The 15,099-nt window shown below is 73.1% G+C and carries 17 protein-coding genes; 7 read left to right on the top strand and 10 right to left on the bottom strand.

All coding sequences use genetic code 11. From position 1 onward, the window contains the following. Positions 1 to 54: 54 nt before the first annotated feature. Together CXR04_RS26705 and CXR04_RS26700 are read right to left on the bottom strand one after the other, a co-directional pair. Positions 55 to 744: an ankyrin repeat domain-containing protein gene (locus tag CXR04_RS26705; RefSeq protein ID WP_101426626.1), complete on the bottom strand. Its 690-nt coding sequence runs from the start codon at positions 742 to 744 to the stop codon at positions 55 to 57. 225 nt (positions 745 to 969) lie between these two features. Continuing rightward, positions 970 to 1,635 carry an HNH endonuclease family protein gene (locus CXR04_RS26700; protein WP_101424790.1) on the bottom strand — a complete coding sequence of 222 codons (666 nt, stop codon included), beginning with the start codon at positions 1,633 to 1,635 and terminating at the stop codon, positions 970 to 972. Positions 1,636 to 1,818: 183 nt separating this feature from the next. Here CXR04_RS26700 and CXR04_RS26695 point away from each other — a divergent pair, with 183 nt between their 5' ends. Together CXR04_RS26695 and CXR04_RS26690 are read left to right on the top strand one after the other, a co-directional pair. Then, entirely contained in the window at positions 1,819 to 2,670 is an 852-nt protein-coding gene (locus CXR04_RS26695) for an ABC transporter permease (protein ID WP_442802472.1), read from the top strand. 192 nt (positions 2,671 to 2,862) lie between these two features. Then, the gene (locus CXR04_RS26690; RefSeq protein WP_101424789.1) at positions 2,863 to 3,444 is read left to right on the top strand and encodes a TMEM165/GDT1 family protein; all 582 of its coding nucleotides are present in this window, start codon (positions 2,863 to 2,865) and stop codon (positions 3,442 to 3,444) included. Positions 3,445 to 5,055: 1,611 nt separating this feature from the next. Here the strand turns inward: CXR04_RS26690 and CXR04_RS26685 are convergent. Then, entirely contained in the window at positions 5,056 to 5,718 is a 663-nt protein-coding gene (locus CXR04_RS26685) for an HAD-IA family hydrolase (RefSeq protein ID WP_101424788.1), read from the bottom strand. 112 nt (positions 5,719 to 5,830) lie between these two features. Continuing rightward, positions 5,831 to 6,424 (bottom strand): TetR/AcrR family transcriptional regulator, encoded by a 594-nt coding sequence (locus tag CXR04_RS26680; protein ID WP_101424787.1) that lies wholly within the window; start codon positions 6,422 to 6,424, stop codon positions 5,831 to 5,833. A 103-nt stretch (positions 6,425 to 6,527) separates the two neighbouring features. Between CXR04_RS26680 and CXR04_RS26675 the strand changes: the two genes are divergently transcribed. Next, positions 6,528 to 8,036, top strand: coding sequence for an amidase (locus tag CXR04_RS26675; RefSeq protein ID WP_234380517.1), 1,509 nt, complete (start codon positions 6,528 to 6,530; stop codon positions 8,034 to 8,036). Continuing rightward, complete coding sequence (locus tag CXR04_RS26670) at positions 8,033 to 8,569, top strand: DUF2087 domain-containing protein (protein ID WP_101424786.1); 537 nt, start codon at positions 8,033 to 8,035, stop codon at positions 8,567 to 8,569. The genes CXR04_RS26675 and CXR04_RS26670 overlap by 4 nt, the downstream gene beginning before the upstream one ends. A 33-nt stretch (positions 8,570 to 8,602) precedes the next feature. Here CXR04_RS26670 and CXR04_RS26665 read toward each other — a convergent pair whose 3' ends face one another. The 4 genes from CXR04_RS26665 to CXR04_RS26650 all read right to left on the bottom strand — a co-directional run bounded on the left by CXR04_RS26665 (position 8,603) and on the right by CXR04_RS26650 (position 10,678). Further along, on the bottom strand, positions 8,603 to 8,911 hold the full coding sequence (locus tag CXR04_RS26665; protein ID WP_101424785.1) for a hypothetical protein: 309 nt from the start codon (positions 8,909 to 8,911) through the stop codon (positions 8,603 to 8,605). A gap of 64 nt (positions 8,912 to 8,975) precedes the next feature. Next, entirely contained in the window at positions 8,976 to 9,431 is a 456-nt protein-coding gene (locus CXR04_RS26660) for a nitroreductase family deazaflavin-dependent oxidoreductase (RefSeq protein ID WP_101424784.1), read from the bottom strand. 169 nt (positions 9,432 to 9,600) lie between these two features. Further along, the gene (locus CXR04_RS26655) at positions 9,601 to 9,804 is read right to left on the bottom strand and encodes a DUF397 domain-containing protein (protein WP_101424783.1); all 204 of its coding nucleotides are present in this window, start codon (positions 9,802 to 9,804) and stop codon (positions 9,601 to 9,603) included. Continuing rightward, entirely contained in the window at positions 9,791 to 10,678 is an 888-nt protein-coding gene (locus tag CXR04_RS26650; RefSeq protein WP_101424782.1) for a helix-turn-helix domain-containing protein, read from the bottom strand. Before CXR04_RS26650 ends, CXR04_RS26655 begins: the two co-directional genes overlap by 14 nt. A gap of 261 nt (positions 10,679 to 10,939) precedes the next feature. Here CXR04_RS26650 and CXR04_RS36525 point away from each other — a divergent pair, with 261 nt between their 5' ends. Continuing rightward, on the top strand, positions 10,940 to 11,563 hold the full coding sequence (locus CXR04_RS36525; protein WP_324842931.1) for an ATP-binding protein: 624 nt from the start codon (positions 10,940 to 10,942) through the stop codon (positions 11,561 to 11,563). A gap of 10 nt (positions 11,564 to 11,573) precedes the next feature. Here CXR04_RS36525 and CXR04_RS26640 read toward each other — a convergent pair whose 3' ends face one another. Beyond that, positions 11,574 to 12,866 (bottom strand): MFS transporter, encoded by a 1,293-nt coding sequence (locus CXR04_RS26640; RefSeq protein ID WP_101424780.1) that lies wholly within the window; start codon positions 12,864 to 12,866, stop codon positions 11,574 to 11,576. Positions 12,867 to 12,957: 91 nt separating this feature from the next. Here CXR04_RS26640 and CXR04_RS26635 point away from each other — a divergent pair, with 91 nt between their 5' ends. Together CXR04_RS26635 and CXR04_RS26630 are read left to right on the top strand one after the other, a co-directional pair. Beyond that, positions 12,958 to 13,554 (top strand): helix-turn-helix domain-containing protein, encoded by a 597-nt coding sequence (locus CXR04_RS26635; protein ID WP_101424779.1) that lies wholly within the window; start codon positions 12,958 to 12,960, stop codon positions 13,552 to 13,554. A 100-nt stretch (positions 13,555 to 13,654) separates the two neighbouring features. Next, positions 13,655 to 14,389 (top strand): SDR family oxidoreductase, encoded by a 735-nt coding sequence (locus CXR04_RS26630; protein ID WP_101424778.1) that lies wholly within the window; start codon positions 13,655 to 13,657, stop codon positions 14,387 to 14,389. A 39-nt stretch (positions 14,390 to 14,428) separates the two neighbouring features. Here the strand turns inward: CXR04_RS26630 and CXR04_RS26625 are convergent, their stop codons facing one another. Continuing rightward, entirely contained in the window at positions 14,429 to 15,097 is a 669-nt protein-coding gene (locus tag CXR04_RS26625; RefSeq protein ID WP_101424777.1) for a nitroreductase, read from the bottom strand. Between the last annotated feature and the right edge of the window lie 2 nt (positions 15,098 to 15,099).

The raw sequence follows: 15,099 nt of genomic DNA, 5'->3' as shown, positions 1-15,099 counted from the left end.
CCCGGACGACGGCCCTGGGCCTGATGCGCTACGCGACCGGGGGGCGGCGGCGCGTCAGAGCCGGCCCCAGCCGGCGCGGGCGCCCGCGCCGCGGTCCGTGATCGCGAAGTCGTGTCCCGCGGCCCACTGCTCGGCCGCGTGCCCGAGCCGCGGGGAACCGCTGTTGAGGTAGTCCTCGGCGATCCCGCGGTCACCGCGGCGCCCCAGCTCCTCCTCCAGCACGGCGAGGAAGTCCGCGCGGCCGAGCCGGATGGCGGTCAGGAGCACGGCGCGCACCGGCTCGCCGTCCTCGGTCCTGGCGAGGACGTTGATCAGCGCCGCGGGGTAGACGGGGGCGCGGTGGTACGGGCGCAGCTCTTCGGCCAGGTCCGCGGCCCGGGCGGTCGCTTCGCCGCCATGCCGGCGGAAGAGGTCGACGAGTTCCTCGATGCGCAGCTCCGCCTCGGCCACCTCGGCGAGTTGGTGCGGCAGCAGCCCGTCGCGGTTGTACGCCTCCTGGTGGGCGCCGAGGGCGAGGAGCATCTGGACGAGTTCGTGGTCGCCCGCGTAGTAGGCGTAGTGCAGCGCCGTGTCCCCGCGGGCGTCGGAGATGCCGAGGCCGTAACCCCGGTCGACCAGGGCGCGCACCTCGGCGGGATCACCGCGCAGGACGGCACCGAGGAAGGCGGTGCGGCGGCGGCGCCGGCGGCGCCGGGAGACGGCGAGGACGAGACACGTCACGAGTGCGATCAGCAGACCCAGCACGGGGTCCTCCACTTCTCCGCGGTCGGGAGTGGAGGCAGTGTCGCGCGGGGGATCCGGGACCGCTCCCGGGGCCGGGGCGGTGCCGGCGGGCGAACCGCGGTGCGCGGCGCGGAAGTTCCGCGCCGCGCCCGCGTGCCGTAGGGCTGCCGCCTGCGGGGCTGCCAGGCCCGCGGAAGCTGGGCACCCCGGCCCCTCAGCCCGTTGGACCCTCCGCCCCTCAGGCCGTCAGCAGCCGGAGAGAACGGACTCCAGCTTCGCCTTCTCGGCGTCGTCGGCGGTCAGGCCGTACGTGTGCTTGACCCACACCCACATGCTCGCGTAGGTGCAGTGGTAGTCGGTCGACGGCGGCATCCACTCCGCCGGGTCCTTGTCGCTCTTGGACTGGTTGACGTTGTCGGTCACCGCGAGCAGTTGCGCGATGTCGAGATCGTTGGCGAACTGCTCGCGCTCGCTGGTGCTCCACGCGCTGGCGCCGGAGCGCCAGGCTTCGGCGAGCGGCACCATGTGGTCGATGTCGACGTCGGACGCCTGGGTCCAGGTCGCGCCGTCGTACGGCGAATACCACGAACCGCTGACCGCGGCGCAGCTCGCGTCCTGCTCGACGTTCTCGCCGTCCCGTTCGAGGACGACCTCCCGGGTGTTGCAGGCCCCGGACTGGGTGCTCCAGTGCGGGAAGAGGTCGCGGTCGTAGCCGTCGGAGGAGCCCTCGGGCGCGGTGGTGATCTCCGCGAGGTAGCCGAGGGCGGTGTCGGGGCTGGGCGGGGCGGGCGGTTCGGCCTGGGCGTTGGGCGCCGCGGTCAGCAGCAGCAGCGCCGCCGCCGCGAGCGGCGCGGCGAGGTGACGCGCGTAGACCTTCAGCCGCGTGAGCGGCCGCTGAGAAATGCCGGACATACGAACTCCCGGATCTATGGGGGGTGTTGTGCACGTGCACGTGGATGCTGGCGCTGCGAAGTGTCGTTTCTGCAGGCACCAGGTAACACCTTGAGGACATGGCCATGTCATCCGCAAGACCACGTACCGGTTTGCCCTCGCTGCGCCCCCGGCGCCGCCGCCCCCGGACCGGACTACGCTCGGCTGGTGTTGCCCGTCAACGTCACCCTCGCGGCCGTGCTCACCGCCCTGCTGGCCGCCGCCGTCACCGTCGCCGCGGTGGCCCGTCTCGGCGAGGGAAACGAGCAGCGGCAGAGCGGAAAAGGCGGCGCAGGCGGCGGGAAACGAGGGGGCGGGAAGAGCCGAATACCCCTCGGGGGCTCACCACACGCGCGCGCCATCGCCACCGCGGGGCTGCGCGCCGCCGCCCAACTCGCCGCCGTCTCGCTCGTCATCGGCTACGTCGTACGCGCCGTGCCGCTGCTCCTCGCCTTCGTGGCCCTGATGTTCGCCGTCGCCACCTGGACCGCGGGCCGCCGCATCACCCACAACCGCACCTGGCGCTGGGCCGCCGTCCCCATCGCCACCGGCGTCACCCCGGTCGTCGCCACGCTGCTGCTCACCGGCCTCGTCGGGGTCGACGACATCGCCCTCATCCCCGTCAGCGGCATCCTCATCGGCGGCGCGCTGACCGGCACCGTACTCGGCGGCCGCCGCGCGCTGGACGAGCTGACGACCCGGCACGGCGAGGTGGAGGCGGCGCTCGCGCTCGGCTTCCTGGAGCACGAGGCGCGCCTGGAGATAGCCCGCCCGGCCGCCTCCGACGCCCTGATCCCGGGCCTCGACCAGACCCGCACCGTGGGCCTCGTCACACTCCCCGGCGCGTACGTCGGCATGCTGCTGGGCGGCGCGTCCCCTGTCGAGGCCGGTGCGGTGCAGCTCTTCGTGCTGGTCGCGCTGATGGCGGTGCAGGCGGTGGCGGTCGCGGTGACGCTGGAGCTGGTCGCCCGCGGCAGGGTGCATCGCCTACACTCGGGGACGTCTGAAGGGGAGTAGCCCTCAGCCGGTGTCGTCGACATACTGCCCAGCCCGCTGGGCCGGCGCCCGGAGCGCGGAACCGTACGGCCGGAAGGCGGCGGGACCTCCGCGCCGGCGAGACCTTCGGCCGCAGTGTCCTTTGACGCTGCCGTGCCGAGGTCTGCCATGCGCTTACGCTCTCGGTACGGCGCCTGACCGAGAGTAGGAACCTTGCTCAGCCTCAGCACCGTCGCGATCGTCTTCGGCGTCGTCTTCCTCGCCGAACTCCCCGACAAGACCGCGCTCGCCGGCCTCATGCTCGGCACCCGCTACCGCGCCTCCTACGTCTTCATCGGCGTCGCCGCCGCCTTCGTCGTCCACGTCAGCCTCGCGATCGCCGCCGGCAGCCTGCTCGCGCAGCTACCGCAGCGGCCGGTGCAGGCGATCGTCGGCGCGCTGTTCCTGGCCGGCGCGCTGGTCCTGCTGCTGAAGAAGGACGACGACGACGAGGAGATCAAGACCCCCGCCGACCAGAGCTTCCTGAAGGTGGCGGGGGCGGGCTTCATGCTGATCCTGGTCGCCGAGTTCGGCGACCTGACGCAGATCATGACCGCGAACCTGGCCGCGCGCTACGACGACTGGCTGTCGGTCGGCATCGGCGCGGTGCTGGCGCTGTGGGCGGTGGCGGCGATCGGGATCCTGGGCGGCCGGACGCTGATGCGGTACGTACCGCTGAAGCTGATCACGAAGGTGGCGGCGGGCGTGATGCTGGTCCTGGCGGGCTTCAGCATCTACGAGGCCGTCAGGGGCTGAGCGGCACCCGGGGGGAGCCGCGCGGCGCGCACGCCGCCGAGACAAACTCGCGGTAACCCACCCCCAAAATCAGGCCAAACCACCCACCGAGCCCGACTTTCGCCACCTGAGCGCGCCAGCAACCACCCAGGCCACCGGAGGGAACGCCACCGGCACAACTCGCGGCAACACCCCCAGGGAAACTGGGACAAACCACCCCCGCGGCCCGACTTTCGCCCATCGACACGCACGCGGCCGATTCGGAGGCCGGTGGCCGGTGTTCGTGGCGCCTGGGCGAAGGAAAGTGGTCGTAACTCGCGGTAACACCCCGGAATCAGGGCCGAATCGGACCCCGGAGCCGGACTTTCGCCCGGCGGCACGCACGCGCCCGGGACCTGGGCCCCACCCCGCGGGGGCGTCCGCGACCGGTTCAACCCCGGCACCCCCTGGGCCCCGACCGGTGCAGCCCCGGCACCGGCCTGGGCCCCACGTCTGCCGGAGGTGTCGGCGAGGGGGGTGAGCCCGGAACTGCTGGTACGACCCTGGGCGGCGGGGGTATCCGCGATCGGGCCCGACCCGTCTCCGGGCTTCGCCCCCGCCCGCCGGCGGCATCGGCGACCGGCTGGCCCGGACCGTGGGGGCACCCCCAATCCACCCGGGGGAGCCGCGATCGGGTGCAGCCCGTCTCCGGTCTCCTCCCACGACGGCCGGGGGCAACGGTGATCGGAGCAAGCCCGCCACCCAGGGGGCCCGGCTTCCGTCCGCCGGGTCCATCGGCGATCGGGGGCCCCGGAGCCCGGTCGCCCGCCCAACGTCCGCCGGGAACCTCGGCGATCGGGGCAGACCCGGCGCCCGGTAGCCCGGCCACCCCGTCGGCAGGGCACGGCATCCGTAGCGCAGTGTTAGGGTGCCCGCTCCCTCCGGGCCACCCATAGCCGCCGGTCTTTTACGGGCCGGAGTCCGGTGTCAAGGGTGGGGCGAAGCCCCATCGCGAAGCGACGTCCCTGGAGCGAAGCGGAAGGGACGCCCTTGACACCGGACGCAGGCCCGCACACTCACAAGCGGGGTGGCCCGGGGGGAGCCTTTACGACACGGCCACTCCCCTCACCGACACCCCCGCACACCGGCCCACCCCACGCACCACCGCCACCCCGACGCCGTACCCCCGCACCCGGTCCCACCCCCACGACGTACCAGCTCAACGCCCCACTACCCCCGCGCTGTCAGAGCAGCCGCATACCCTTGGGCGGGCGTGAGGGGACGTACGGGAGCGAACACACCAGACCCGGCACACACCTCGGGCGGGCGCAAGGGCACGCACGGGAGCGAACACACCAAGACCCAGCGCCTACGCGAGGGCGCGTACCGGAGCGAACCATCAGACCCGGCGCATACCCCTGGACGGGTGTAAGGGGACGTACGGGAGCGAACACACCACACCCGGCACACACCTCGGGCGGGCACGAGGGCACGCACGGGAGCGAACCATCAGACCCAGCGCATTACTTGGGCGCGCGCGAAGGCGCCTCCGGGCGTGAGCGCACGCATCCGACCAGGCGCCTACCCCAGGGCGGACATGAGCGAAGACGCCCCCGGGCGAACCACAGCCACTGCGGCCGCGCCCGCTCCCCCCTACCCCACCGTCAACCGCAACGCGCCGCCGCCCAGCGGGCGGATCCGGACGCCCGTCAGCGACTCCACGTGGATGTCCGTCCCCTCCGTCGCCGCCCGCGGGCCGACCCCCACGACCCGCATCCCGGCCGCCCGCGCCGCCGCGATGCCCGCCGCCGCGTCCTCGAACACCACGCACTCCGAAGGCGCGAACCCCAGGTCCGCCGCCCCCTTCAGGAACCCCTCCGGGTCCGGCTTGCTCGCGCTCACGCACTCCGCCGTGATGGAGATCGCCGGCACCGGCAGCCCCGCCGCCGCCATCCGCGCCTGCGACAGTGCCCGGTCCGCGGACGTGACCAGCGCGTGCGGCAGCCCGGCAAGACCCGCCATGAACTCCGGCGCACCCGGCACCGGCACGATGCCGTCGGTGTCGGCGGTCTCCCAGGCGAGCATGCGCGCGTTGTCCGCGAGGTTCTGCTCGACGGGCCGCTCGGGGAAGAGGTGCGCCATGGTGGCGTGCGCCTGCCGCCCGTGGGCGTGGCGCAGGATCTCCTCGGGGTCCTTGCCGTTCTCGGCGGCCCAGCGGCGCCAGATGCGCTCCACGACGGCGTCGGAGTTGAGAAGCGTTCCGTCCATGTCGAGGAGCAGTGCCTTGAAGACACCTATGTCCGTGGGCCTGCCCATACGTAACCCCCAGGGGTGGAGAACCGCGTTTGTTTCCCCACGATACAAAACGCCGCACCCCACGCCAAGAGCCGTATGAGCCGTATGAGCCGCATGAGCCGCATGAGCCGGCTCACCCCCAGAGGCCGGCCAGGTGCGCGTGGAGGACGTCGTGCGCCTCGTCCGGGGTGAGATGGCCGACGAGGACGTGGACCGTGAGGCCGTCGGCGAGGGCGAGGAGCGTACGGGCCTCGCGCTCCGGATCGAGGGACACCCCCCGCCCGGCGCTCTCGCCGGCCTCCGCGAGGAGCCGGACGAACGCCTCGTGCAGGCCCGCGTAGTTCGTCCGCAGCGTCCCGGCGAGCGCTTCGCTGACGGCCGCCTGGGCGACGAAGGCGAGCCATACCCTGGCCTCGGCGCGGTGCTCGTCCCCGAGCAGTGACACCTCGGCGGCGGCGTGCCCCAGCGCCGTAGCCGCCGACTGGGCCGGACTCCGGACGAGGCGGGCCCGTACGCGCTCGCCGATCCGCTCGCCCACGTACCCGAGCGCGAACACCAACATCTCTTCCTTGGTGCGGAAGCACCGCTGCACGGCCCCCATGGACACCTCCGCGCGGGCGGCGACGTCGCGCAGGGTCACGCCCTCCAGGCCGCGTTCGCCGGCGAGACGGCAGACGGCCTCGGCGATGGTGCGGCGCCGGCTGTCGTGATCCACCTGTCTGGGCATGCTTCCGGCCGCCTCCTTATTCGATGCGCTCGTATCGGATCCAGGGTACGGTGACCGTTCCGATGCAGGTGCATCGCAGCGTGTAAGAGGAGGAAGAAGGGCCATGCCGGACGACCTTTGGAAGTTGCCGGCCGCCGAACAGGCGGAAGCCGTACGCGGCGCGCATGTCTCGGCCGTCGAACTGGTCGACAGCCACCTCGACCGCATCGCCGAGATCAACCCGCAGGTGAACGCGGTCACCCAGCTCCTCGCGGAGCGCGCACGCGAGGCCGCGGCCCGGACCGACCGCCTGCGGTCCGCCGGTGTGGCGCTGGGACCGCTGGCGGGCGTGCCTTTCACGGTGAAGGAGAGCACCCCCGTCGAGGGGGTGCCGACCACGTTCGGGGTGAAGCGCTTCCGCGATCTCGTGGCGGCGGCCGACGCGCCTCCGGTGGCGCGGCTGCGCGCCGCCGGGGCCATCCCGATCGGCCACGGCAACATCCCCACCCTGATCCTGGCGGGGATGCACACGCGCAGCGAACTGTTCGGCGACACCGTCAACCCCTGGGACAGCAGCCGCACCCCGGGCGGGTCCAGCGGCGGCGACGCCGTCGCCGTGGCCACGGGCATGGCGGCGCTGGGGCTCGGCAACGACTCCGGCGGCTCGGTGCGGATACCGGCCCAGTTCTGCGGGGTGGCCGGGCTGAAGCCCTCCACGGGCAGGTTCCCGGCCGACCACCGCGTGCTCGGCCCGGACGACCCGGGTCCGGCGTCCCAGATGCTGGTCACGGAAGGACCGCTGGCCCGGACGGTGGCCGACCTGCGGCTGGCGTACGAGGCGCTGGCCGGAACCGATCCGCGCGACCCCAGGGCCGTACCGGTGCCGCCGTACGGCGAAGCGCTCCCCGGACCGCTGACGGTCGCGGTCGTGGCGGACCCGGGCGGCCACGGCGTCCACCCCGCGATCCGCGCGGCCGTCGAGACCGCGGCCGGCGCGCTCCGCGACGCGGGGTACGCCGTGCGCGAGGTGGCGGACGTGCCGCGGCTGGACGAGGTGCTGGAGGCGTACGGGCAGCTGACCGTCACCGAGTTCGCGCCGGCCTGGCCGGCGGTGCGGACGCTGCTCGGCGAGGGCGGGGACCGCTACATCGCGATGGCCATGGAACAGACCCCGCCCGCGACCGCGGACGAGCTGGTGAAGCTGATGGGCACGTGGATGTCCCTCCGCCGCTCGTGGGCCGAATTCCTCGACGCCTACCCGCTGTTGCTGGGCCCGTCGTTCACCGAGCCCCCCGTCGAGCCGGGGCTGGAGTCCCGCGACCGGGCGGGCCGGGACCGGGTCGCCTCGGCGATGCGGCTGTGCAGCGTGACGAGCTTCGTCGGGGTGCCGGGCGTGGCCGTACCGACCGGTGTCGTGGACGGCCTGCCCGTGGGAGTGCAGATCGTCGGGCGGGCGTTCCGGGAGGACCTGTGCCTGGAGGCGGCGCAGGCGGTCGAGGACCGGCTCGGGGTGCTGACGCCGATCGACCCGGAGGCCGGACGGGGCGGGGGAAAACGACTTTCGAGCCGGCCCGCGGACGCGGTACGTGTACGGGACGACACCGGCACCACACCTGGATGGAACGCTCCATGAACGCCGCCTCCGCCGAGGACCACCCGCCCTCCTGCCGCGACCTCGTCGGCCTCCTCGCCCAGGCCGACCGCCGCGCCGTCTACGCCGCCCTCGCCCTCGGCGCCACCTCCCTGACCGACGTCGCCGCCCGCGCCGGGCTCCGCCCCCCGGCCGCCGCCGCGGCGCTCCAGAAGCTCACCGCCGGCCGGATCGCCGCCTTCGACGCCGCCACCCGCACGTACACCCTGCGCGACGACACCTTCCGGCTCGCGGTCCAGGCCGAGGTCCGGCTCACCGGCCGGGGCGGCGGCGACGGCGCGGGCGGCTACTTCCGCCGCGGCCGGCTGACGTCGATCCCGGGCAATGCGGAGGTACGGGGCCGGGTACTCGCGGTGGTGACGGACTCGTTCGAGCCCGGCACCACGTACTCCGAGGCGAAGGTCAACGCGATCTGCGCCGAATGGCTCGACGACTGGGTGAGCCTGCGCCGCGCCCTGGTCGACGAGGGCCTGCTGCGGCGGAACGGGTCCGGCACCGCGTACGAGCGCGTCTGACGGGCCCGCCCCTCGCCGCCCGGGCCGCGGCCGTCACCCCTCGGCGGCCGCCTCCCGGATCACCGGCTCGAACTCCCGCCGCACATACGCGTCGATGGGCTCCGTCAGCGCCCCGTCGACCACGCGCCGCACCCCGTGCTCCGCCGCGAACTCCTTGATCGCCACCCGGGACTCCGGCTCCACACCCCCGCCGATGATCAGCACCCCGAACCCGTCGCCCGCCAGCAGCGCCAAAGCCTGCTCGTCGGTGCTCACGCCCTCCGCGTCGAAGCCGTCCGCGCGCAGCGTGGCCAGCACCTCCGTCACCCTGGCGGGCGACCTTCCCAGCACCAGCGTCCTCATGGCCGTTCCTCCCGGTACGTCGACATCGGCGCACCCGAACCTAGAGCCTCAACCAGACTTCAGGTCAACGGGACCCGGCCAGCGGCGTGAGCACGACGACCGGGATCTCGCGGGCGGCCTTCTGCGCGTACTCCGCGTAGAGCGGGAAGATGCCCACCATCTGCTCCCAGAGCGCAGGCCGCTCGGCCGCGGACGCGACCCGCGCCCGCGCGGTGAACCGCCGGGTGCCGACCTGCACCCCGACGCTGGGCTCCGCCACGAGGTTCCGCAGCCACGCCGGGTCCTCGTCGGCGCCGCCCTTGGAGGCGACGACCACGAAGTCGTCGCCCAAGGTCCCGTAGATCAGCGCGGTGCGGCGCGGCGTCCCGGTCCGCCGCCCGGTGGTGGCGAGCACGAGCGTGTACGTACCGTCGCGCTCGTGCCCCTCGGTACCGCCGGAGGCGAGATACGTGCGGGTGTGCTCGGCGACCCAGTCCCACTGCGAGTCGGTGGCGCGGTCGAGGTCTTCTGCGGTGGCCATGGCGGCGGTCCTTCCGGTACGGGCGGCTGCGGGCCCAGGTTGGCCGCACCCACCCCGGGGACGAAGCAGCCACGCCGCCTTCGACGTTCCCGGCGGCATCTTTCGCACGGCCGGCGCCCCACCGCCGGACGCCCGCCGGCGGAGGGGCGCTTGCGGTCGTACGGTCCCGTTACCGGCGGTACTCCCCGCCGCACACGGCGGCGACGAAGGCTCGCCAGGCGTCGGGGGCGAACGTCAGCACCGGTCCTGAGGGGTCCTTGCTGTCACGCGTGGCGACGACGCCGTCGGCGACCGCCACCTCGATGCATTCGGCCTGTCCGTTGCTGTAGCTCGACTTGTACCAGTGCACACCTGCGAGATCAGTCCTGTCCATGACTCCCTGCCGTGTCTGCGATCAGGCGCCGAGACGCCTCTTCACCGAGCGATGACTCCCAAATGTCGCCGAACGCCGTCTCGTAGCTCTGCACCTCGTTCGGCTTGTCCAGGTACAGGCTGCCTGTGTAACCATCCACGTAGACGGTCGGGGGCTCCGTCTCCGCGCCGTCGCCGTTCGTCGGGAAGCGCAGCACGATGAACGACCCCGACAGCATGCCCAGATGGAGCCCGGCGGCGAAAGACGCTACGCGGATCTCGATGTTGGGACGTTCGGCCACCTCGACGAGGTGGGCCAACTGCCCCGCCATGACATCCTTTCCACCCACGGGCCGCCGCAGCACCGCCTCGTTGAGAACCAGCCGGAGAGACGAGGGATCGGACACGCGCGTGAGGAGTGTCTGCCGTTCCACGCGCAGTCGCACGCGCCGCTCGACGTCTTCCTCGGTCTCGTCCGGGTTGTGGCGACGAAAGACGGCTCGTGCGTAGCCTTCCGTCTGCAGCAGGCCCGGCACCAGATCATTCTGGTACGAGGCAAGGCTCGACGCCGCCTCCTCCAGGCCGATGTACACGTCGAAGCCTTCCGGAATGACGTCGCCGTAAGCGTGCCACCACCCCTTCGCCTTCGTCTCCTTCGCGAGGCCCATGAGCGCCTCGGTGATATCGGCCGGCGCCCCGTACACCTTGCACATGGTCTCCACGTCGAAGCTGCGCAGCGACGACTGCCCCGTCTCGATGCGCCACATCTTCGCTTCCGACCACTCCAGTTGGTGCGCCGCCGAGCGCACGGTGAGCCGTGCCTGATTCCGCAGGTCACGTAAGTACCGGCCGAGTTGCCTCCGCGGCACCGTCGATCCCGTCGCGCGTTCCGCCATGCGTTTCCCCTTCCCTATGTCATTCAAAGTGAAGGACTTCCGACGCTCGAAATGAAAGCACCGAGGTCCCCGAATTCACAATGAACTTCACTCGTTCGAGTGCCCGGCCAAGATGCACGGAATCCAGTCTTGCAGAATTCAAAAGGCGGCGGCACTCTAGTCTTCCGACAGCTCAGCGTGTCAAGCCCGCCGCGTAGAACGCAACTTGACCAAACCCTTTGTACGCCGACGGCCACGCGCGGAAGACGAGGAGACGTGCCCATGGCCGCAGAAGAACCGGTTATCCCCAAGTGCCACCACAAAATGAACGGTTCGCCGAATCCATGGCCCGCCGACGCCCACGCGGCGCTGCCGCACCGAATCCGGGGCGCCAACGTCCGCTATCGCGCCTGCCGCACCAGCCGGTGCCCAGGCGTCCCCGGCACCCCCGGCGGCGGGCACCACCGCGCCCGTACCGCCGCGCGAGCGCAGCCCGCCTTCCGGGCGCGGCGGCCGATCCCGCTGGAGCCCGTGCACAAGCGGCAGTTCGCCCGCGACCCCGCCGAGGTCGGCCGCGCACGCGACTTCGTCGCGGCGGCGCTCGGCGGCATCGCGGACGCCGAACTGCTCGCCGACATCCGGCTCTGCACCTCGGAACTCGCCACCAACGCCGTCCGGTACGGGCCGCCGGACCGGGATTTCCTCGTCCGCGTCGTCACCCTGCACGACACGGTGCGGGTCGAGGTGCACGACACCGGCGACGGGTGCCCGCGTACCCGCGCGCCCCGTCACGACGACGCCCACGGGCGCGGGCTCCTCGTCGTCGCCGCGCTCGCCGACGAGTGGGGCGTGGCCGAGCGGTCGGGGCCCGGGAAAGCCGTCTGGGCCGAGTTCGCCCTGCGATGAGGCGGAGGCGTCAGCCCGCGCGGTCGCGTACCCGCCCGGCACGCGCGCGGTCGGCGAGGATCAGCGGGACCGCGCACGCGGCGAGCGCTGCGCCGATCAGGCAGACCGCGGTGAGGTCCGCTCCCCGGTTCAGCACGGCTGCCGCGAGGACCGGCGTGCCGCTGATGCCCAGTTGGAAGGCCGAGACCGTGGTCGCCCCGGCGAGGGTCGGCGCGTCCGCCGCGATCGCGAAGACGCGGGCGTAGACGGCGGGATTGAGGACGAACGCCGCGACGCCGAGGGCGAACACGACGGGGGTCACCGCCCAGGCGTGCCGCACCGCGCCGGTCATCGCCAGCGACAGCACCGCGATCGCCGCGGCGCCGGTGAGCAGCGCCCGGTGGGGCCGCCGGTCGGAGATGCGGCCGCCGATCGAGAGGCCGGTGAAGGCGCCGGCGCCGAAGAGGGCGAGGACGGCGGGGATCCAGACCTCCGGCAGGGCGGTGATCCCGGTGAGCATGGCCGCGAGGTAGTTGAACGTGATCATGTACGCGGCGGTGGTCAGGATCGTGATCGCGTAGATGCCCCACAGATGCGGGTTGCGGATCGTGGCCAACTCCCGTGCCACGCCCGGCCGGACGCCCGCCGCCCCCGGGCCGGGCCGCGGGGCGGCGGGGATGCCGGCGAAGCAGCCGGCCATCCCCGCCAGCGTGAGGGCGACGACGACCCAGAAGCCGCCCCGCCACGCGATGAAGTGGCTGAGCAGCGTCCCGGCCGGGCCGCCGGCGACCATCGCCACGCTGAGCCCGCTGACGACGACGCCCGAGGCGCGGGCGTTGCGGTCCGGGGTGACGAGGCCGATCGCGGTCACCGACGCCACGGCGAAGAAGCCCGCGTACGCGACGCCGGAGACCACCCGGGTCAGCAGCAGGAGCTCGTAGCCGCCCAGCAGCCCGACGCCGATGCCCGCGGCGAAGACGCCCTGGGTCGCCAGCAGCGCGGTACGCCGCGGCCAGCGCAGGCTGAGCACCGCGAACGGCGGCCCGCCGAGGACGACGCCAAGGGCGAACGCGGTGATCAGAAACCCCGCCGAGGAGAGCGTGACGTCCAGGTCCGCGGCGACCGCGGGCAGCACGCCCGCGAGCAGGAACTCCGCGGTCCCCATGGCGAACAGGCTGAAGGCGAGCAGATACACCCCGGCGGGCAGCCGGTCCCGCCGCCCGCTCCGGGCGGCCTCCGTGCCCGTACGTCCCGGCCCCCGGCCGCCCCGCGCCTTCCCGGGACCGCCGGCCCCGGTGAATCCGTCGTCCTGCGCCGTCCGCATGCCGACCACCTCCGCGGGCAGCGTCCGGGCGGCCGTGCCGAAACGACAACTTCCGTTGCCGATTCCGGGACGCGTGGGTTGACTGCGCCCCATGGACGACCAGCCCAGCGTCGGCGCCGTCATCGACCAGATCGCCCCCCGGCTGCGCCGCGCCCGCGAGGGCAGGGGCGTCAGCCTCGCCGCCCTCGCGCGCACCACCGGCATCTCGACCAGCACGCTGTCCCGGCTGGAGTCGGGCCGGCGCAAGCCGAGCCTCGAACTGCTGCTGCCGGTCACCGCGGCCCTCGGCATCCCGCTCGACGAGATCGTCGCCGCGCCCCGCATCGTCGACCCGCGGGTGCCCCAGCAGCCGACCACGCGGGACGGCCGGGTGCTGATCCCGCTGTCCCGGCAGCAGGGCGAGCCACGCGCGTACAAGATGACCATCCCGGCCCACGACAAGGAGCCCCATCTGCGGACCCACGCCGGCCACGAATGGCTGTACGTGCTGCGCGGGCGCCTGCGCGTACGGCTCGCCGAGCGCGACTTCGTCATGACCGCGGGCGAGGCCGCCGAGTTCGACTGCCGGATCCCGCACTGGTTCGGCGCCGCGGGCCGCGGCCCCGTCGACGTGCTGAGCCTCTTCGGCAGGTCCGGCGAGCGCATCCACCTCCGCACCGCCGGGGGCAGCGGGGGCCGGAGGACCTAGGCCGAAGGTCTCGTTCCGCTGCCCCGCCCTCCTGTGATGGTGTCGGCGTACCTGATCACAGCAGGGCGTTACGGACACTCCAGGGGCGGCGGGCGATCACATGGGCTTCGAACGGCAACGCGTCGTCATCACCGGCGCGTCCCGCGACTTCGGCCGGACTCTCGCCATCCGTTTCGCCCGGGAGGGCGCCGAGGTCTTCGTGTCCTCCCGCAGCCTGGCGGCGTCGCGACGGGTGGCGGACGAGATCCGCGACCTCGGCCACCCACAGGTGCACGCCCTCGCCTGCGACCTGGCGGACCCCGCTTCCATCCGGCAGTTCGCCGCCGACGTGGCGCAGCGGACCGACCGGGTGGACGTGCTGGTCAACAACGGCGCGCGCTGGCTGGGCGGGCCGGATCTCCTCTCCGCCACCGACGAGGACGTGATCGACACCGTCGCCGCGGGAGCGACCGGCACGATCCTCGTCGTCAAGCGCCTGCTGCCGCTGCTGCTCGCGTCCGACAGGCCGGACATCGTCAACCTGATCTCCGCCGCCGGGCTCCCGGCCCACCGGCGCTCCGACGCGCACGACGCCTTCTACGCCGCCAAGAGCGCACAGGCCGGCTTCGCCGGCATCCTCTCCACGCGGCTACGGTCCCGGGGGGTGCGGGTCATCTCGCTCTACCCGCCGGACTTCAGCAACCCGGACCCGCTGTCCCCGGAGTGGGAGAGCACCCCGCGCGGCCCCGGCGACATGCTGACGGCGCAATCGGTGGCGGAGTGCGTGTTCTTCGCCCTTGGCCAGCCCCGGGACTGCTTCATCAAGGCGTTCCACTTCGAACAGGTATCCGACTGACGGACCGTCCGATTTCCCGCCCGCGTCCGGGCCGGGCCGTCACGCTCCTACGAAGGTCACCGTCTCCGCCAGGTCCGCCCGGTCCGTACGCAGCGGTGGCACGCCCGCCTTCGCGTGGCCGACCGCGACACCGCACAGCAGCACCAGCCCGTCACCGGCCCCGACCGCCTCGGCGACGGTCCGCCGGTACATCGTCCACATCACCTGGGGGCAACTGTGCAACCCCTCCGCCCGCAGCAGCAGCATGACCGTCTGCAGATACATCCCCGCGTCCGCCCACTGCCCCGGCCCCATCGCGCGATCGAGATAGCAGAACAGGACGACCGGGGCCCCGAACGCACCCGCGTTCAGGGCGGCGATCTTCTGCGGCCTCCCGGGGTCGTCACGCTCGATGCCCAGCGCCTCATACCGCTGGGCCGCCGCGGCGGTGAACCGGTCCCGGTACGGCGGGCCGCCCATGCCGGCCGGGTACATCGGGTACTCCCGCTCGTCGCCCGGATCCCCGGCCAGCGCCCTGGCCGTCGCGCGCTTCTTCAGTCCGGCCAGCGGGTCGCCGGTGACCACGTACAGGTGCCACGGCTGAAGGTTCCCGCTCGACGGGGCGCGGGCCGCCGCGGCCAGCACCCGTTCGAGCACCTCCACGGGTACGGGCTCGTCGCTGAACGCCCGCACGGCCCGGCGGCTGTCCACGGCCTCGTATACGTCCATGG

This window comes from Streptomyces sp. CMB-StM0423 (assembly GCF_002847285.1).
GTDB lineage: Bacteria > Actinomycetota > Actinomycetes > Streptomycetales > Streptomycetaceae > Streptomyces.
This window is presented reverse-complemented; position numbering and strand designations above follow the sequence as displayed.